Origin of the sequence: Hyunsoonleella aquatilis (genome assembly GCF_014270105.1) — a bacterium.
GTDB classification, from domain to species: Bacteria; Bacteroidota; Bacteroidia; order Flavobacteriales; family Flavobacteriaceae; genus Jejuia; species Jejuia aquatilis.
Genome location: NZ_JACNMF010000003.1, coordinates 522,474 through 541,310, shown reverse-complemented (window position 1 = coordinate 541,310; position 18,837 = coordinate 522,474). Strand labels below are relative to the sequence as shown.

Here is an 18,837-nt window from a genome sequence, read left to right as displayed (position 1 = left end):
AACTCAAAAATTATTTAAATGAGATTTCATACACGCAAATGGATTAAACCAGAAGATTTAAACGCAAACGGTACCCTTTTTGGAGGGAGGCTTTTGGAATGGATTGATGAAGAAGCCGCTCTTTACAGCATTGTTCAGTTAGAAAACCAAAAGGTGGTTACAAAATATATTAGCGAAATCGATTTTAAGGCTTCAGCAAAACAAGGGGATGTCATAGAAATTGGGATAAAAGCCGTGAAATTCGGTAAAGCCTCCCTTACTTTGAGCTGTGAGGTGAGAAATATGATGACAAGGGAAACAATAATCACTATTTCCAATATAGTAATGGTAAATGTTGGGCAAGACGGTAAGCCTTTGCCTCATGGCAAAACTGAGGTGGAATTTGTGAAAGATAGATTATAACGGAGCACTTTGATAGTGCATTGAAAATTATAACTTAATTTTCTGTTTTGTTGCATTAAATTCAATTAATATGGACTTACTTGTATTTTTTGTAAAAATAAAATAACAATACGGTCTAAACTTTCGATTAAATGTAATTAAGCATAACTTTGTAGCCTGCTATAACTTTTGGGGCTACATTGTATTCACTTTTTATTGGTTATAGCGTCACAAAACCTTTATTAATTATGAGTAAGACATTGTTTGACAAGGTGTGGGATTCTCACGTTGTTAGAAAAATAGAAGATGGACCGGACGTGTTTTTTATAGACCGTCATTTTATACATGAAGTTACGAGTCCAGTTGCTTTTGTTGGATTAAAAAGTCGTGGAATTGGGGTAATGTATCCGGAGCGTACCTTCGCTACTGCCGACCATAACACTCCGACTTGGAACCAGCATTTGCCTGTTGCAGATCCTTTATCTGCAAACCAGTTGGAAGCATTGGCAAATAACGCGGCTGAATATGGTATTTCTCACTGGGGGTTAGGCCACAGAAATAATGGTATTGTTCATATCGTAGGCCCTGAAAACGGGATTACGTTACCAGGTTCAACTATTGTTTGTGGAGATTCGCATACGTCAACGCATGGTGCTTTTGGTGCTATTGCATTTGGTATCGGTACGTCAGAGGTTGAAATGGTGCTATCTACACAGTGTATCATGCAACCCAAGCCAAAGAAAATGCGTATAAACGTCAACGGGAAATTAGGGTTTGGTGTCACTCCGAAAGATGTGGCATTATATATTATTTCTCAACAAACTACTTCAGGTGCTACAGGCTATTTTGTGGAGTATGCCGGTGAGGTTTTTGAAAATATGTCCATGGAAGGCCGTATGACAGTGTGCAACCTTTCTATTGAAATGGGGGCCCGTGGTGGTATGATAGCTCCGGACGCAAAGACTTTTGAATATATCAAAGGTAGAAAGCATACACCAAAAGGTGCTGATTGGGATAAGGCCATGGAATATTGGAAGACGCTCAAAACGGATGATGGTGCCGTATTTGATTTAGAATTCAATTATGACGCAGCCGATATTGAACCGATGATTACCTATGGTACCAACCCTGGGATGGGCATTGGTGTTACCGAATCGATTCCAATGGCAGAAAACGTACAAGGTGCGGTGGCTACCTACAAAAAGTCATTAGGCTACATGAAGTTTGAAGAGGGTGATGACATGATCGGAAAGCAAGTGGACTATGTATTCTTAGGATCTTGTACTAACGGACGAATTGAGGATTTTAGAGCATTTTGTTCTATTGTTGAAGGGCGCAAAAAGGCAGATAATATCACTGCTTGGTTAGTACCTGGATCTCACAAAGTTGTGGATCAAATCAAGGAAGAAGGTTTGGACAAAATTCTAAATGCTGCTGGATTTGTATTAAGAGAACCAGGTTGTTCTGCATGTTTGGCAATGAACGATGATAAGGTGCCTGCTGGAAAATTGGCAGTATCCACATCAAATCGAAACTTTGAGGGGCGTCAAGGTCCAGGATCAAGAACTTTGTTGGCATCACCGCTTGTGGCTGCCGCTACAGCAGTATCAGGTGTTGTGACAGATCCGAGAACTTTATTAGAAGAAGTTACTGCCTAATTTAAAAATGAAATGAATACTGCCAACTTAACACTGGCAACTGAATACTAGAAAAATATGGCTTACGATAAATTTGAAGTATTAACAAGTACAGCATATCCACTTCCAATTGAAAATGTGGATACCGACCAAATCATTCCTGCTCGTTTCTTAAAAGCAACCGAGCGTAAAGGTTTTGGGGATAACTTTTTCCGTGATTGGAGATATGATTCAGAAGGAAATCCGATTGCTGATTTTCCTTTGAATGATGCTAAATATGAAGGTTCTAAAATATTGGTAGGAGGAAAAAACTTTGGTTCTGGGTCTTCTAGAGAGCACGCGGCCTGGTCCGTTTATGATTTTGGATTACGCTGTGTGATTTCATCTTTCTTTGCAGATATTTTTAGAAATAATTGTTTGAATATTGGCGTATTGCCTGTGCAGGTTTCGGCCGAATTTGCTCAAAAGTTGTTCGATGCTATTGAAGCAGATCCGAAGACGGAAATAAAAGTAGATTTACCTAGTCAGACTGTAACATTATTATCAACTGGTGAATCTGAATCCTTTGATATCAATGGATACAAAAAAGACAATATGTTGAATGGTTTTGATGATATCGATTACCTTCAAAATATGAAGGATGAGGTAAAGGCTTTTGCCGAAACAAGACCATTTTAGTCATAAAAAAATATAAGCATAAAAACCTGAACTAGTTTCAGGTTCTTTTGTTTAAAGTTAATAGATTTGTGAGATTTTGAAATAAGACTTCGGTTGACTTTTCAGAATTGGAGATAATGGATACGATTTAACCTTTTATGGCTACGAAACGAATAGAAATAATGGATACGACATTGCGTGACGGGGAGCAAACCTCTTCTGTGTCGTTTTCTGCTTCTGAAAAATTAACCATTGCCAAACTCTTACTGGAAGAATTAAAGGTGGACCGCATTGAAGTGGCCTCTGCTCGAGTTTCAGAAGGGGAGTTTCAGGCAGTAAAGGATATCACCGAGTGGGCTTCCGAAAATGGCTATTTGGATAAAGTTGAAGTATTGACGTTTGTGGATGAAGGGGTTTCTATTTCATGGATGGAAGAAGCTGGAGCAAAGGCTCAAAACCTATTAACCAAAGGCTCATTAAACCATTTAACCCATCAACTCAAAAAAACACCTAATCAGCACTTTAAAGAGGTCGAGGAGGTTATAAAATTGGCCACTGAAAAAGGGTTTATTACCAATGTATATTTGGAGGACTGGAGCAATGGCATGCGAAATTCAAAGCCCTATGTGTATGAGTTTTTAGAGTTTTTGAGTAAGCAAAAGGTAGAAAGAATTATGTTGCCTGACACCTTGGGTGTGCTTACACCAAAGGAGTCGTTTGATTTTGTAAAGGAGACTAAAGAAAAATATCCGGATTTACATTTTGACTTTCACGCCCATAATGATTATGATCTTGGAGTCGCTAATGCTGTTGAAGGCTTGAAAGCTGGTGCGGATGGTTTGCATCTTACGGTGAATGGGATGGGAGAACGAGCCGGAAATGCGCCAATGTCCAGTACAATAGCTGTTATTAATGACTTTATGCCCGATATTAAAATTGGGGTCAATGAAAAAGTATTGTACACCGTAAGCAAACTCGTTGAAAACTTTTCAGGGGTCATGATTCCGGCTAATAAACCAATTATAGGGGCAAATGTATTCACACAAACTGCAGGAATTCACGCCGATGGTGATAATAAAAAAAACCTGTATTTCAGTGATTTGATGCCCGAGCGTTTTGGAAGAAAACGACAGTATGCTTTAGGGAAGGCCTCTGGTAAGGCGAATATTCAAAAGAACTTGCACCAATTGGGGTTACAATTGAATGACGAGGATCTAAAAAAAGTAACCCAGCGTATTATTGAACTTGGTGATAAAAAGCAGGTGGTGACCAAGGAGGATTTACCATATATCATCTCTGATGTACTGGACAGGACCTATGAAGAAAAGGTTAAGGTAAACTCCTATGTGTTGACGCATTCCAAAGGATTGAAACCTTCTACGACAGTATCGATTACCATTGAAGAAGATACATTTGAAGAAAATGCGCAGGGAGATGGTCAGTTTGATGCCTTTATGAATGCTATACGAACGGTGTTTAAAAAGAAAAAAACAGTATTGCCAGATTTGATCGATTATGCAGTTCGAATTCCGCCAGGTAGCCGTTCTGATGCATTGTGTGAAACGATTATAACATGGAAGTATCCCGAAAAGGAATTTAAAACCCGTGGTCTGGATAGTGACCAAACGGTTTCAGCAATAAAAGCCACCGAAAAAATGTTGAATATTATTATTAACTAAGAATACTAACGAGATATGAAATTAAACATAGCACTTTTAGCGGGAGATGGTATTGGACCAGAAGTTATAGATCAAGCAGTGAAAGTAAGTAATGCTGTTGCTTCAAAATTTGGTCATGAGATTACTTGGAAACCAGCTTTAACAGGAGCGACGGCGATTGATGCCGTTGGAGAACCTTATCCGGATGAAACACATGAAATCTGTAAAAGTTCTGATGCGGTATTGTTTGGGGCGATTGGGCACCCAAAGTTTGATAACGATCCTTCGGCTAAGGTTCGTCCTGAGCAGGGCTTGTTAAAAATGAGAAAGGCCTTGGGTCTATTCGCTAATGTGCGCCCAACATTTACTTTCCCATCACTGTTGGATAAATCGCCTTTAAAAAAGGAACGTATAGAAGGCACGGATTTGGTGTTTTTACGTGAATTGACAGGTGGTATCTATTTTGGAGAAAAGGGAAGAAGAGAAGAAGGGGAAACGGCTTATGATAACTGTGTTTATACGAGGGAAGAAGTGAAGCGACTGGCGAAAAAAGGTTTTGAATTGGCGATGACTCGTGGTAAAAAATTATGCTGTGTGGACAAAGCCAACGTTTTGGAAACTTCAAGACTTTGGAGAGAGACTGTTCAAGCAATGGAGAAAGATTATCCAGAGGTAGAAGTAAGCTATGAATTTGTAGATGCCGTAGCAATGCGTTTGGTGCAATGGCCAAACAGTTATGACGTGTTGATTACCGAAAACCTTTTTGGAGATATTTTGACCGATGAGGCTTCTGTTATTTCGGGATCAATGGGATTGATGCCGTCTGCTTCATTGGGTTCTGATATAGGTTTGTTTGAACCTATTCATGGGTCTTATCCTCAGGCTGCCGGGAAGAATATTGCAAACCCGATGGCTACAGTATTATCTGCCGCAATGATGTTTGAGAATTTTAGTTTACATGCTGAAGGGAAAGCTATCAGAGAGGTTGTGAATAAAGCCCTAAATGAAGGTATGGTAACTGAGGATTTAGCTGATGGAGGTAAATCTTATGGTACCAGTGAAGTTGGAGATTGGTTGGCTTCCAATATTTAGAGGATTGTCGAAAATAGAATATGGCCTGTTGGGTTTAATACCAACAGGCCTTTTTTTTGTTCATAATTTTTTAATGGGTTCTTAAAGGTAAAATGGATAATAATTGTTAACTTTCTGGTAACCTTTAACTTAAAGATTATGAAAACAACTTTACAATTATTTTTAGTGGCCTCATTTTTGGGATTCTCTAATTTATATGGGCAGGTTGGGAGTTTTACTTCGGTTACTCCAGCCGCTCAAACGGACCAATTTATAATTCCTTCGACGCATACTTTTCAAGTATTGGCTGAATCTGGAGATGCCATAACTGGTGGTACTTTGCCCAATACACCTGATTTTACAGCATATGTGCCAATAGGAGGTAGTAGCACTAATGGATACCTTAGCTTGAACCATGAAAAAGTTCCTGGGGCAGTGACCATTTTCGATATTAACTTTAATGGTACAACAAAACTCTGGGAAAAAACCAGTGCGATCCCAATAGATTTCTCACCAGTTTTTGCAACCGCAGCAAATTGTTCAGGAACCGTGACTTCCTGGGGCAATGTTATCAGTTGTGAGGAGACTTCTGTTGCTACAGATTTTAACTTCGACGGATACAACGATGTAGGCTGGAACGTTGAAATTAATCCAGCAACAAGATCAGTAGTTGGCAGTAAACTTTATGCCATGGGGCACTTTAAACACGAAAATGTGGCCATCCATTCTAATGGTAGGACAGTTTACCAAGGAGCAGATGACACAAGTGGGTTTGGTTTCTTGTACAAATTTGTCGCTACTAATGTAAATGATTTAAGTGCAGGAGACCTCTATGTGTTTTCGGGCTCTAAAAGTGGCACAGGGTCTTGGGTTTTAATAAACGACAGTACTAATCCAGCGCATCAATTGGCATCACATCAGAATAACACCAATGCTCTCAGTCAGAGTGCCGGGGCAACCGAGTTTAGAGGGATTGAAGATGTTGAAATTGGGCCGGACGGTATGATTTATTTTGCGGTCAAGAATGCTCCTGACAATAGGGTATATCGTTTTGCGGATTCCGACCCGCTGGAAACAAGCGCCTCAACAGTCACTATGGAAACCTTTGCAGGAAATATGAGTTATGATATTAATGACGGTTCTTCAACTACATCTGTACCTTGGGGAGTAGGGAATGATAACATGGCTTTTGATGGGGACGGCAACTTATGGGTACTTCAGGACAATGATAACCACTACATTTGGGTGGTTAAAAGTGGACATACCCAAGCAAGCCCTGATGTAGAAATTTTTGGAATCACACCTTCTGGAGCTGAACCTACAGGCATAACTTTCACACCTGATTACAAATACGTGTTCATGTCTATTCAGCATCCAAGTGGTACTAATATGGCTGGCCAAGTAGATGTGGCTGGTAACACTTATGATTTTGAATTGGGGACAACTTTGGTCGTGGCGCTTAATTCTGATTTAGGAACATCCTTATCTATTGATGAAATTGGAAATACGAATGAATTTAAATTTTATCCTAACCCCATCAATCTTTCGAAAAAGTTGCATATCGAAGGCAATTCTATTCATAGCGTGGAGCTTTATACTATTCAAGGAAAACAGGTTTTGAATAATAGTTTTAATGGATTATCCAAAGTGGAATTGGACTTGAAAACAATCGCGATTGGCACCTATCTTTTAACAGTAAATCAGAAGGAAGTGGCCAAGTTAGTGGTTGAGTAGGTAACTAATTTTTTGGTACAATGACATGGCTTGTCGGCAGTTCAAATATTTCCAAATCGAAATAGGGGACTGCCGATAGTACATGGTCAAAAATATCTGCCATAATATATTCGTAATTTACCCATCTTTTATCGCTGCTGAACGCATAGATTTCAATTGGCAAACCTTCTGAAGTTGGTGCCAATTGGCGAACCATAATGGTCATGTCCTTATTAATCCCCGAATGTTTTTCTATATAGGTTTGTACATATTTTCTAAATACCCCAACATTGGTAAGGTTTCTTCCGTTTAACAGAAGTGTCTTGTCAGCATTATTGGTAGTGTTGTATTTTTCGATGTCACTTTGTCTCTTATCCAAATAAGGGGCTATCAACTGTATTTTTTTTAGCCTTTCGACATCGGCATCTGTCAAACATTTGATGCTGTCCTGTTTGATGTTTAGGGCACGCTTAATGCGTCTGCCATCTGCATCCATCATACCCCTCCAGTTTTTGAAGGAGTCCGAAATCAACGCATACGTGGGAATGGTGGTGATGGTCTTGTCCCAATTTTGAACTTTTACGGTGGCCAAATTGATTTCAATCACATCTCCATCGGCGCCGTATTTTTCAAAGGTAATCCAATCCCCAATCCTCACCATATCATTTATGGACACCTGTATACTGGCCACGAACCCAAGAATAGTATCCTTAAAGACCAAAATAATAACCGCGGAAATGGCACCCATCCCCGTTAGGAATTTCAAAAAGGGAATGTTGGTAATTATGGCAATTGCAGACATGATACCGCCAAACCAAGCAAAAATCATAAATACCTGAATGTAGCTGTCGATAGGCTTATCCCTGAAGCGCGGTAAGGTTTTTAGAAAGTCCTTTATGGTGTTGAGCAGGCTCCTTGCAATCCATAGGGTGAGAACAATGGCGAATACTTTTAGGCCTTTTTCAATTAGGATTTCGAAATTGTAAAAATCTGCAAAAACATCAGGCACAAATTCCAAGGCAATCAATAATGGAATGATGTGCGCTATGTTTCGGGGTACTTTATTAGAAATCAAAAGGTCGTCAAAATTGGTTTTGGAACGTTTTGCGAATTGGGTAAATGCTCCAATCAATATCCTTCGGATAATGACATCGATAATACCGATAACAATTATTAGCCCTATTAATAAAACCAACATATTTAGGTAGGCTGCAGAGGATTCTGTAACGCCCAGGTCCAACAAATAATCATAAATCCAATGTTTTAAATTGGATACTTGGTCGACAGTAGTTTCAGAAATAGTTTCACTTTGAACCATTATGCAGTTTTTAAATATTTTCTATCAATATAAAAGGTGCCGAAAGGAATGATGGCGGCCAGCAATACTGCCATAAATTGTTTATTGTTCCATTTCATTTCAGACTTCAGCATAAAGGCCATAACGATATAAAGAATAAACAAAATGCCGTGCGGCATCCCTAATAGTTTCACATATTGAGGGTCACCAGCTAAGTATTTTATAGGTGTTGCAATAAATAAAAGCAAAATATAAGAGACGCCTTCTAAAAGCGCCACAACCCTAAAAATATTCACAAAGGAAAACATACGATTTTATTTTGTGCAAAAGTAGAACACAGCCACAATAAAACCGCAGGATTTAAGACTTTTTTATAACACGTTAAAGATGATAAGTCCATAGCCCACAAAGCGCAGCAAGCGCAGGGAACCGTAGAGTGCCACATTTTTAAAAGGGAAACTAATAATACCAGCGGCGATACATGAAATAGAAAAAGGCAGGGGTAACAATGCGCCGGCCATAATCAAAAAACCGCCCCATTTTCTGGAGTTTTTCAATTGTTTCTCCATTTTCGCTTCCAAATAATTATGTACCGATGGCATCTTAGTGATGGAACGCCCCATCCAATAAGATAACAATCCACCACCATAGGACAGTATAGCCAATAAACTTAGATAAAACCATGGGCTATTCATTTTGCCTGCCCAGGCGATAAAAATTTCAGGAGGTATAAGTCCCAATAAAGTTTCGGAAACAAAAAAGAAACTTAATACACCATATGAAGGCCATATTTCGGTTAGCCTGGTTAGGGCGCCGTTGATATCAAAAAAATGATTAATTGCATAAATTGCGATTACTACTGCACCAATATAAGGTAGTGCTTTTTTAACGGCCTTCCATACAAAAGCGTAAAAACCAGTATAGGAATAATATTGATGAAGTAACTGTAAGCGCGACTTGCCGCTCCTCAACTTTGATTTCGGTTTCATAGCAAAATTTAGAATTACAAAAGTAAATACAAAACATTAATTCGAAGCCCCAATGAAGTTAATTAGGGATTATTTAACGTTTATATTTCGGAATATGGGATTTGCTTTAAATTCAATTAGACACTTAGATTTTAATTAATTTTTTAACAAAATAATTTCCTCTATCTAAGTTTGAAATGAAATAGACACCCGATTGTAATGCTGTTAAATCTAATGTCGTATTAGAGGATTTATAATCCATTCTTTTAACGGTGACACCGTGGATATTTTTCAGCAAAAGAGTACCATTGTTGGGTAAATTTGAGATTGTAACATACTCGGCTGAAGGATTGGGGTATATTTTAACATCCCACACTTTGGAAATATCATCTACAGAAAGCGTAGTACAAGTCGATTCACTGTTGTTTAGGTCCTCCGCGGTGTTTTTACTAACATCCGTTCTATAGAGTACCATTTTATCAATAAAAAAGGAGTTAGATCTTGCATCGACAATTACAGAATAGTTTCCTGGAGTATTAAAAGTTGCCCATATAAATCTAAAGGAATCGTGATCGTTTGTATTGGTAACAAAACCCCATCTGTCTTCGATATTGCCTCCAGGATGCCTATTCATAAAAGCCTTAAAAAAGCCACCAACGCTAGATCCTGCAGGACAAGTTCTATCTGGGTTACTATTACAATCAGGTTTTGGCTCTAACGCCCCAGTAGCAGTGTGGCTACTTTGTTTGGTAGCATAAAAATCATCAGCCACAATTTTTAACCATGCATCGTTATGTTCACCACCAGAATTGCCAGCACCAATACGTCCGCGCCAGAAGAATCTGTAGGTGCCTGTGTTATTTATTTTTATGTTATAGGTGATGGCTGCACCAGGTAAAGCACTAAAAGAATCTGCCCCATCCCAATAAATATAATTGATAGTAGAACCTGGTAAATTTGGATCCGGTTCACTTTCCTCTTTCCAATCTGAATTTGCTGGTAAAATACCTGATTCCATTTCAATGGTTAATAATCCGTTTTGCTCCTCAAAAGGCACAGTGCCGTCACAGGGTACCGTTTGGGAGAAAAGGCTTAGGCCTAAAATTAGGGTAAGACAAACTATAGTGTATTTAAGTGTAGTTTTTTTCATAGCATGCTGTTTTGTCTGCAATTTCGAAAAAATAACAACCAAAACCATCATGAGGTATCCTGTATTACTCACTCTTATTTGAAAGCAGAAAATGTTTTAGCTCCTCATAGGCAGAAATTATAGTTGATTCTTTTTCCTTGCCCATAACAGATTGAATTTGTTCGGGCAGCGATTGTTCTTGCCTAATAACTTCTTCAACTACATCCAAAAACTTTGTCGGGTGAGCGGTTTCCAAAAACACGCAATGGGCATTGGGGTTTTTCTTTTGGTAAGATTTGCAACCCAGGTATCCCACAGCGCCATGAGGATCAGCTACATAGTTATAGTTGGTATAGATTTCCAACATTGCCTCCTTGGTTTCTTCATCCGTAAAGCTATAGGAAGAAACGTTGTCCTTTAGGGTTTCAAACGTGTTTTTATAAATTTCCAGAATGCGAATAAAGTTACTCGGAGCCCCAACATCCATGGCATTACTGATAGTTTGTATTGACGGACGGGGTTCGTATAATTGTGATTGTAGATATCTTGTAACAACATTGTTCATATTGTTTGAAGCGATAAAATGTTTTATAGGCAAACCTAATTGTTGAGCCATCATACCCGCGCAAATATTGCCAAAATTGCCACTAGGGATCGAAAATACAATATCTTCATGTTCCTTATGCAATTGCTTATAAGCAAACATAAAATAGAACAACTGAGGTAACCAACGTGCGACATTTATAGAATTAGCCGAAGTTAATTGCATTTTGCTGGTCAGGCTTTCGTCCAAAAATGCCCGTTTTACCATGGCTTGACAATCATCAAACGTACCGTTAACTTCTAATGCCTTAATATTTTGGCCAAGGGTAGTCAATTGTTTTTCCTGGATATCGCTTACCTTTCCGTTAGGATAAAGTATCACCACGTTCACTCCTTTCACACCTAAAAATCCATTGGCAACAGCGCCACCGGTATCGCCAGAAGTGGCTACCAAAACAGTAACTTCCCTGTCATTATCGCAATTAAAATATCCAAGACAACGCGCCATAAATCGGGCGCCAACATCTTTAAACGCCATAGTAGGGCCATGGAACAATTCTAATGTAGATATATCCTCATTCAACTTCACCACTGGAAAGTCAAACGACAATGTTTCTTCCACAATGTTTCTTAAAACATCTTCAGGGATTTCAGGCAACACAAATTGCTTGATGGCTTCAAAAGCTATTTCATCATAAGATAAACTATCGAAGTTATCCCAAAACGATTTTGGTAATGGAGTAATGCTTTCGGGAAAATACAACCCTTTATCTGGTGCCAAACCTTTGATTACCGCATTTTTGAAGGTTGAATCTGGTGCTTTATGGTTGAGTGAATAGTAATTCATTTTTTAATGGACCGATGACAGAAGACGGAAGACCGAAGCTGAAACCGGGTTTTTATTTACTTGGTGAAATTTCTCCCCCGAAACCTTGGGGCCGAAATGACATCGTCTAATTAATTTATGATTTTTATGCCTTTGGTATTTATTTTTGAAACGTGGATATCAAAATCTATATCAGAATCAGCATAAATACTTTGCATTGCTTCTTTAACGATATTTGCCTGCTCTAAACCTTTACTTAAGGTAAAAATTGATGGTCCTGACCCTGAAATTCCAGCACCTAAAGCACCTGCATTCAAAGACGCTTCTTTTACTTCGTTAAATAATGGGATGAGCTTGCTTCTGTGAGGTTCCACAACTACATCTGTCAATGCGCTTTTCATCAAATCGAAATCGCTAGTATGCAAGGCATGAACTAGGCTTCCGAGATTTGCCCATTGGGTAATGGCATCGTTCAACGGGACTTCATTCGGCAGCAAACCTCGGGATTCTGAAGTTTTGATTTCAATTTGAGGATGAATGATTGTTGCACATAAATCACTGGGGGTTGGCAATTCCAGTATCTTTAGAGGCGCTACACTTTTTACCAACGTAAAACCACCAAAAAGAGCAGGGGCAAGGTTATCTGCATGTTCACATTTACTGGCCAAAGCTTCACCTTTGATGGCAAACTCTGTTAATTGTGTATTATTAAATGGGCGTCCGATTAATTCGTTCATACCAAAAACACTCCCCACGGCACTTGCAGCACTACTTCCAATACCACTGCCAGGCTTTATGTTTTTATAGATTTCAATCTCGAATCCAAAATCTACATCAATCGCCTCATACATGGCCAAAGCAGACACTCCCGCAACATTTTTCTCAGCTTCATAAGGTAAATCAAACCCTTCAACATGCGATATATAGATACCTTTTTTTTCAATTTTTCGAATCACCATTTCGTCCCCAACACTGTCCAAGCAAAAGCCCAAAACATCAAAGCCACAGGAAACGTTGGCTACGGTTGCAGGTGAAAATATCTTTATTTCGTTCATTTTATCTATTAAATAGTTCTCGGCCGCACTGGAACAATAGCTGGAACTTCTTTTATGCAATTTCATCTTTTAAGTAGAAATTAGTCGTTAGCTAACCTTATAATATCGGCAAACAATCCGGAAGCCGTAACATCAGCTCCGGCTCCGGCTCCTTTAATAATCATCGGCTGTTTTGGGTAACGCTCTGTGTAAAACATGACAATATTATCGCTACCTTCCAAGTTGTAAAATGGATGTCCTTCAGGAATTTCCTGTAATCCCACACTTGCCTTGCCATTATCAAATTTTGCCACATACTTCAATTGGCAATTATTCGCTTTCGCGGAAGCATATAAAGACTGATAATGGTCTTCATCAGCAATCAACGTATCATAAAACTCATCCACTGAACCACTTTTTAATCCAGCAGGCGAAAGAAAGGATTGATTGTCAATATCTTCCAAGTTCATTTCAACGCCACTTTCCCTAGCTAAAATCAATATTTTCCGGGCTACGTCCACACCGCTTAAATCAATCCTCGGGTCGGGTTCGGTATAACCTTCAGCACCAGCTTGCTTCACCACATCATAAAACTTATTGGTATCGTTGAAGTTGTTGAAGACGAAATTTAAACTTCCAGATAAAACGGCCTGAATGGAATTGACTTTATCGCCCGAAGCCATCAAATTCCCTAATGTGTCAATAATCGGCAAACCTGCACCTACATTGGTTTCAAACAAGAAAGGCGCATTGTACTTTAAAGACAGTCTTTTCAAGTCCTTGTACTTTTCAAAGTCACTGGAACAAGCAATTTTATTACAAGCTACTACCGCAATACTTTCTCTTAAATACTTCTCATATAAATCGGCAACGTCAGCGTTTGCAGTAACATCCACAAAAATGCTATTTCGCAAATTCATGGATTTTGCCTTTTCAAAAAAGCCAAACAAAGAGGCTTCTTCGCCATTGGCCAATTGCTCTTTCCAATTTTTCAAATCAATGCCTCCGTCATCAAATAGCATTTTCCTTGAGTTGGAAAGACCCGCCACCCGCAAGTTGATTTTCAAGTTTTCCTTCAGGTATTTTTTCTGTTGTTTGATTTGTTCTACTAAGCGTTCGCCTACATTTCCAACACCGGTAATAAAAACATTCAATTGCTTTGTAATAGTTTCGAAAAAGGCTTCATGTAAGGTATTCAAAGCTTTCTTTACGTCACTTTCCTCAATAACAATAGAAATATTTTTTTCAGAAGCACCTTGTGCAATGGCCCTCACATTAACATTATTCTTGCCCAATGCACTGAACATTTTACCGCTGATGCCTTGATGGTTTTTCATATTGTCGCCCACCAAAGCCACGATTGCCAAGTCAGTTTCAACTATTAATGGGTCAATTTTATGCAATGCGATTTCATTTTCAAAGGTGATATCGATAGCCGTTTTGGCGATTTCAACATCCTTTTTCTCAATACCCAAACATATAGAGTGTTCCGAAGATGCCTGAGTGATTAAAATAACATTGATTTTTTCATTTGAAAGGGTTTCAAACAAACGTTTAGAAAACCCCGGAATACCCACCATGCCACTGCCTTGAAGCGTCAACAATGCGATATTGGAAATGTTGCTGATACCCTTTACTGGTGATGCTGAACCGTTTGCATTTTTTGAAACTATAGTACCCATATCTTCAGGCTCCATAGTGTTCTTAATATGAATCGGAATTTCCAAATCCAATACGGGTTGCACCGTTGGGGGGTACAATACTTTAGCTCCAAAGTGGGAGAGTTCCATGGCTTCCTGATAGGAAATGGTTTTAATAGGGTAAGCCTGTTTTACCAATTTTGGGTTGGTTGTAAACATCCCGCTCACATCTGTCCAAATTTCCAATTGCTCCACTTTTAAAGCTGCCGCAACGATAGCTGCAGTAAAATCCGAGCCACCGCGACCCAAAGTAGTTTGCTCGCCACTGGCAGAACTTGAAATAAACCCAGGGAGTATGGTAATCTGCTCTTCTGCAGTTTCAAAATATTCGGTAATATTTGTGTTCGTCACTTCAAAATCTACTTCAGCTTTAGTGAAATTAGAATTGGTGATTACCAGTTTTCTGGAGTTTTTCCGCTTTGTGGAAAGCCCTCTAACTTTCATTGTTTCGGCTATTATGAAAGATGACAAAGCTTCCCCAAAACTTACTAACTTATCCGAAGTTTTAGGAGAAAGTTCATTGATGAGGAATATACCTTCCAAAAGGCTTTTTAGTGCCTCCAATTTATCCTCAACATAATTAACAATCGCTTTGTTACCATTAGGATTAAGCTCGTTGACGATACTGAAATGTATGTCCCTTATAATATTGAATGTTTCAAGATATTCCTTGTCCTTGTTTTGTGCCTGTTTTCCGGCTAAAAGCAGTTTGTCGGTAATACCTCCAACCGCGGATACCACGCAAATAACTTTACTGCTTTTTGAATAATCATCTAAAATATCGATGACTTTATTTATATTTTTTGAAGAACCTACAGAAGTCCCTCCGAATTTTAAAACCTTCATGTTTTAATCAATTGATTGAAATAGTAAATACTTAAAAACTTGTAATTTTTGAAATTACAACGACAGACCGAAGTTAATGTAATTAGCAACCCCAAGGGGTTGTAATATTTGTGGTGCACCCAAAAATAAGAGTAGTTCCTCCAAGAATAGAAGACGCAAAAACACCCGTATTTTGACACATTGAATGCATAATGTTGAATAATAAAGCCCAAAAGTATTACATTTAGCCTAATAAAAAAACTAAAATTTATTTTTTGCTGAATTCTCACAAGGAGGCGTTTTTCTTTTGATAAAACAAATGATTTTGAAAAGGCATTAAAAATTTAATAATGAAGATATTTTCTAAGGAACAGATATACAAAGGGGATAAATTGACTGCCGAGAGGCAAAATATTAGTTCTACGGATTTGATGGAGCGTGCGGGCACACAGATTTTTAATTGGATGCACCGGCGCATGCAGGGTGCACAGGTGCCCATTCATATTTTTTGTGGCATTGGCAATAATGGTGGTGATGGATTGGTTTTGGGTCGGCATTTGATTCTGGATGGCTATAAAGTGAACGTCTATGTGGTGAACTGCAGTGATAAAAGGTCAAAAGATTTTTTGGTGAATTACGACCGCATAAAGAATGTCACCAAAAAATGGCCGACGCTATTGGGTTGCAGTGAAGATTTTCCTGAGATTCACCCCAATGATATTATTGTTGATGCCGTTTTTGGCATAGGATTGAATAGACCCGTTGATGATTGGGTAAAGGGACTTTTTATCCATTTTAGAAAAAGCAAGGCATTTACTTTATCCATAGATATACCTTCTGGGTTGTTTGTGGATAAGCCCGTCCCGGATGAAAACGCTGTAGTTTGGGCTGGATTCACCTTAAGTTTTGCTTCGGCTAAATTGGTGTTTTTTCTACCAGAAACCGCAAAGTATACCGTTCAGTGGGAAGTTTTGGATATTGGTTTGAATCCAGAGTATTTAAATACCACAGAAACCGAGGCACAATTAATTAGTAAATATGAAGTGTTGCCCAACTATATCCCAAGGGATAAATATTCTCATAAAGGGCAATTTGGCCATACCTTGATTATAGGCGGTAGTTATGGGAAGATTGGAGCGGTAACATTGGCTTGTCGTGGAGCGCTTTCAGCGGGTTCAGGATTGGTGACGGCCTATGTACCCAAATGTGGATATCTGGCACTTCAAGCTGGATTTCCGGAAGCCATGGTCATCACGGATGCTGATGAGAACAGTATTACTTCCATTAAATATGATATAGAGCCTACTGTGGTTGGCTTTGGGATTGGAGCGGGCACAGATGCCAAAACTATTTCAGCTTTTGAGCAATTTTTGAAAGTAAATAAAGCACCTTTAGTGATTGATGCCGATGGATTGAACATGTTGGCTAAAAAGAAATCGCTTTTAAAATTGTTGCCAGAATTATCCATTTTGACTCCACATCCTAAGGAATTAGAACGTTTAGTTGGAGCGTGGAATGATGATTTTGAAAAACTGGCTAAAGTCAAGGTCTTTTCAAAAAAGCACAATCTTATCGTGGTAGTTAAGGGTGCCAACACCATTACGGTTTTTAATGATAAACTGTACATCAATACGACAGGCAACCCAGGAATGGCCACCGCTGGTAGCGGTGATGTCCTCACTGGAATTATAACCGGATTGATTGCCCAGGGCTACCATCCTTCGGTGGGTGCTATTTTTGGAGTGTATCTGCACGGTAGATCAGCTGATATTGCCGTTGAGGATTTTGGCTATCAAAGCTTGATTGCCAGCCATATTGTGGAGTATTTGGGGGAAGCGTTTATTGACTTGTTCAAACAGCCCGAACAGCCTCAACCTGAGGAGGAAGACACAAAAAAAGCCACTGAATAGTGGCTTTAAATCTTTTGTAATGGGAGGTTTAGATACTCAATCCATTAAAAACCTCCACCAATTTAGGATCAGAAGGTCTCGGCGCATTGGCATCCAAGATATTCCCTTGCGGATCGATTAAAATAAACCTGGGGATACCTTTAATTTCGTATTCCTGAACAAATTGGGATTTCCAGTCGCTATCCGCAAAAAGTTGTGTGCCACCCAATTCCCTGTCCTGTACCATGGTTTTCCATTTTTCAAAATCCTTTTCTTTGTCGATTGAAATACTTACAAATTCGATGTTTTTATCATGGAACTGCTTTTCCACTTTTTTAAGCGATGGAATCTCCCTAACACATGGCCCGCACCATGTTGCCCAAACATCAATATAAACGTATTTACCTTTGAAATCTTCTAACGACGTAGTACTACCATCAAAATTTTTGTAATCCGTAAATTTCGGGGAAGGTTTGCCAATTGCCAATCCAGTTAATTTCTTGTAAACTTTTTCAATTGCTTCATTGTTTTCAGCGTTTGTAGAATTGTCCATGTATAATCGGTAAAACTCCTCCACATCCTTAGAGTATCCCATGCTACTTTCCGCAAAACTGAATAACAATCCATTTTTAATGGTTTCATTTTCGATACCGCTCAACGTTTTTAAATAGGCAATATCATAAGCAATGGTCTCGTCTTCTGATTTTTTCTTGGCCTTTTTGCTGTAATGGTTGGATACTAAATTCTTGTAATCCTGCGAAAACGCAAAATCCTCTTCATTACCATAATCCACATCATCCATTTCGGAAAGAAAATCTTCAGAAACCTTAAAACTTTCGTCTTTTGTAAAGTATTTATAGGCATTTTCATAATTGAAGAGGTAGCCTAAATAGGAGTAATGCAAACTTCTTTTTTCCTTTTCGATAAAGTCCTTTGGAATGCCATCCATGGAAGTCAATAACGAATCTTGAGAATCCCTTATGCCACGGAATTTATTCTTAAAATCCTCTTCGCTCAAAGTGAAAGTTTGCTTTGGGTCACCAAAAATATCTCTCTCATTTTTCCTTTTGGCTATAACATATCTGTTGATTTCGGCACCTTTTCCGGTAACTTTAATCGAATTGTTATAATCGTTCGCATCATACGAAATATTTAAATCGAAACCGGGTTCTACATGAATAAATACAGGGTTTTTACCATCGAAAATAACATATGAATTTCTGTCGGCATTCAACGTATCCGCAAAGGTACCATCAGCATTAAAATTCAAAGGTTCGCTAAACGTTCTGTCCATGCTATTGACGGTTATTACACCGTTCTTGTTCTCGATTTTCCCCGAAATAAGGGCGTAGTCCATAGCACCTTTGGTTTCTTTTTTATCGCACGCAAAAATTGTTACTAATATTAGGGGCAGTAAAATTCTTTTCATGTTGAAATTTTTAATTTTTGCAAAAGTATATAAACGGCAATTAGTCTGAAACTAATTAACAATAGTTTATGTTCGTAGGG

Annotated in this window: 15 protein-coding genes; 7 read left to right on the top strand and 8 right to left on the bottom strand. The window is 38.7% G+C overall.

The window, feature by feature from the left end:
• Positions 1–18: 18 nt before the first annotated feature.
• The 6 genes from H7U19_RS10975 (at position 19) to H7U19_RS10950 (ending at position 7,138) form a co-directional block, all read left to right on the top strand.
• Entirely contained in the window at positions 19–402 is a 384-nt protein-coding gene (locus H7U19_RS10975) for an acyl-CoA thioesterase (protein ID WP_186562272.1), read from the top strand.
• A 227-nt stretch (positions 403–629) separates the two neighbouring features.
• A complete protein-coding gene (leuC, locus tag H7U19_RS10970) occupies positions 630–2,039 on the top strand; it encodes a 3-isopropylmalate dehydratase large subunit (RefSeq protein WP_186562270.1) in 1,410 nt (469 codons plus the stop codon).
• Positions 2,040–2,096: 57 nt separating this feature from the next.
• Positions 2,097–2,696: a 3-isopropylmalate dehydratase small subunit gene (gene leuD / locus H7U19_RS10965; RefSeq protein WP_186562268.1), complete on the top strand. Its 600-nt coding sequence runs from the start codon at positions 2,097–2,099 to the stop codon at positions 2,694–2,696.
• Positions 2,697–2,833: 137 nt separating this feature from the next.
• A complete protein-coding gene (locus H7U19_RS10960) occupies positions 2,834–4,354 on the top strand; it encodes an alpha-isopropylmalate synthase regulatory domain-containing protein (protein ID WP_186562266.1) in 1,521 nt (506 codons plus the stop codon).
• Positions 4,355–4,369: 15 nt separating this feature from the next.
• A complete protein-coding gene (gene leuB, locus H7U19_RS10955; RefSeq protein ID WP_186562264.1) occupies positions 4,370–5,425 on the top strand; it encodes a 3-isopropylmalate dehydrogenase in 1,056 nt (351 codons plus the stop codon).
• Positions 5,426–5,563: 138 nt separating this feature from the next.
• Positions 5,564–7,138, top strand: coding sequence for an alkaline phosphatase PhoX (locus tag H7U19_RS10950; protein WP_186562262.1), 1,575 nt, complete (start codon positions 5,564–5,566; stop codon positions 7,136–7,138).
• A 4-nt stretch (positions 7,139–7,142) separates the two neighbouring features.
• Here H7U19_RS10950 and H7U19_RS10945 read toward each other — a convergent pair whose 3' ends face one another.
• The 7 genes from H7U19_RS10945 to thrA form a co-directional block, all read right to left on the bottom strand.
• A complete protein-coding gene (locus H7U19_RS10945) occupies positions 7,143–8,435 on the bottom strand; it encodes a mechanosensitive ion channel family protein (protein WP_186562261.1) in 1,293 nt (430 codons plus the stop codon).
• On the bottom strand, positions 8,435–8,722 hold the full coding sequence (locus H7U19_RS10940; RefSeq protein WP_186562259.1) for a DUF3817 domain-containing protein: 288 nt from the start codon (positions 8,720–8,722) through the stop codon (positions 8,435–8,437). Before H7U19_RS10940 ends, H7U19_RS10945 begins: the two co-directional genes overlap by 1 nt.
• A gap of 63 nt (positions 8,723–8,785) precedes the next feature.
• Positions 8,786–9,403, bottom strand: a complete 618-nt coding sequence (locus tag H7U19_RS10935) for a YqaA family protein (RefSeq protein WP_186562257.1) — start codon at positions 9,401–9,403, stop codon at positions 8,786–8,788.
• Between the two features lie 124 nt (positions 9,404–9,527).
• On the bottom strand, positions 9,528–10,532 hold the full coding sequence (locus H7U19_RS10930; protein ID WP_186562255.1) for a T9SS type A sorting domain-containing protein: 1,005 nt from the start codon (positions 10,530–10,532) through the stop codon (positions 9,528–9,530).
• Positions 10,533–10,596: 64 nt separating this feature from the next.
• A complete protein-coding gene (thrC, locus tag H7U19_RS10925) occupies positions 10,597–11,901 on the bottom strand; it encodes a threonine synthase (protein WP_186562253.1) in 1,305 nt (434 codons plus the stop codon).
• Positions 11,902–12,011: 110 nt separating this feature from the next.
• Positions 12,012–12,935 carry a homoserine kinase gene (locus tag H7U19_RS10920; protein WP_186562633.1) on the bottom strand — a complete coding sequence of 308 codons (924 nt, stop codon included), beginning with the start codon at positions 12,933–12,935 and terminating at the stop codon, positions 12,012–12,014.
• 80 nt (positions 12,936–13,015) lie between these two features.
• Positions 13,016–15,460, bottom strand: a complete 2,445-nt coding sequence (thrA, locus tag H7U19_RS10915; protein WP_186562252.1) for a bifunctional aspartate kinase/homoserine dehydrogenase I — start codon at positions 15,458–15,460, stop codon at positions 13,016–13,018.
• A 329-nt stretch (positions 15,461–15,789) separates the two neighbouring features.
• Between thrA and H7U19_RS10910 the strand changes: the two genes are divergently transcribed.
• Positions 15,790–17,349 (top strand): NAD(P)H-hydrate dehydratase, encoded by a 1,560-nt coding sequence (locus tag H7U19_RS10910; RefSeq protein WP_186562250.1) that lies wholly within the window; start codon positions 15,790–15,792, stop codon positions 17,347–17,349.
• A gap of 28 nt (positions 17,350–17,377) precedes the next feature.
• Here H7U19_RS10910 and H7U19_RS10905 read toward each other — a convergent pair whose 3' ends face one another.
• Positions 17,378–18,757, bottom strand: a complete 1,380-nt coding sequence (locus H7U19_RS10905; RefSeq protein ID WP_186562248.1) for a TlpA family protein disulfide reductase — start codon at positions 18,755–18,757, stop codon at positions 17,378–17,380.
• Positions 18,758–18,837 lie beyond the last annotated feature (80 nt).

Coding starts and splice junctions, on each gene's coding strand:
- H7U19_RS10975 (WP_186562272.1), top strand. CDS start 19: ATGAGATTTCATACACGCAAATGGATTAAACCAGAAGATTTAAACGCA.
- leuC (WP_186562270.1), top strand. CDS start 630: ATGAGTAAGACATTGTTTGACAAGGTGTGGGATTCTCACGTTGTTAGA.
- leuD (WP_186562268.1), top strand. CDS start 2,097: ATGGCTTACGATAAATTTGAAGTATTAACAAGTACAGCATATCCACTT.
- H7U19_RS10960 (WP_186562266.1), top strand. CDS start 2,834: ATGGCTACGAAACGAATAGAAATAATGGATACGACATTGCGTGACGGG.
- leuB (WP_186562264.1), top strand. CDS start 4,370: ATGAAATTAAACATAGCACTTTTAGCGGGAGATGGTATTGGACCAGAA.
- H7U19_RS10950 (WP_186562262.1), top strand. CDS start 5,564: ATGAAAACAACTTTACAATTATTTTTAGTGGCCTCATTTTTGGGATTC.
- H7U19_RS10945 (WP_186562261.1), bottom strand. CDS start 8,435: ATGGTTCAAAGTGAAACTATTTCTGAAACTACTGTCGACCAAGTATCC.
- H7U19_RS10940 (WP_186562259.1), bottom strand. CDS start 8,722: ATGTTTTCCTTTGTGAATATTTTTAGGGTTGTGGCGCTTTTAGAAGGC.
- H7U19_RS10935 (WP_186562257.1), bottom strand. CDS start 9,403: ATGAAACCGAAATCAAAGTTGAGGAGCGGCAAGTCGCGCTTACAGTTA.
- H7U19_RS10930 (WP_186562255.1), bottom strand. CDS start 10,532: ATGAAAAAAACTACACTTAAATACACTATAGTTTGTCTTACCCTAATT.
- thrC (WP_186562253.1), bottom strand. CDS start 11,901: ATGAATTACTATTCACTCAACCATAAAGCACCAGATTCAACCTTCAAA.
- H7U19_RS10920 (WP_186562633.1), bottom strand. CDS start 12,935: ATGAACGAAATAAAGATATTTTCACCTGCAACCGTAGCCAACGTTTCC.
- thrA (WP_186562252.1), bottom strand. CDS start 15,460: ATGAAGGTTTTAAAATTCGGAGGGACTTCTGTAGGTTCTTCAAAAAAT.
- H7U19_RS10910 (WP_186562250.1), top strand. CDS start 15,790: ATGAAGATATTTTCTAAGGAACAGATATACAAAGGGGATAAATTGACT.
- H7U19_RS10905 (WP_186562248.1), bottom strand. CDS start 18,757: ATGAAAAGAATTTTACTGCCCCTAATATTAGTAACAATTTTTGCGTGC.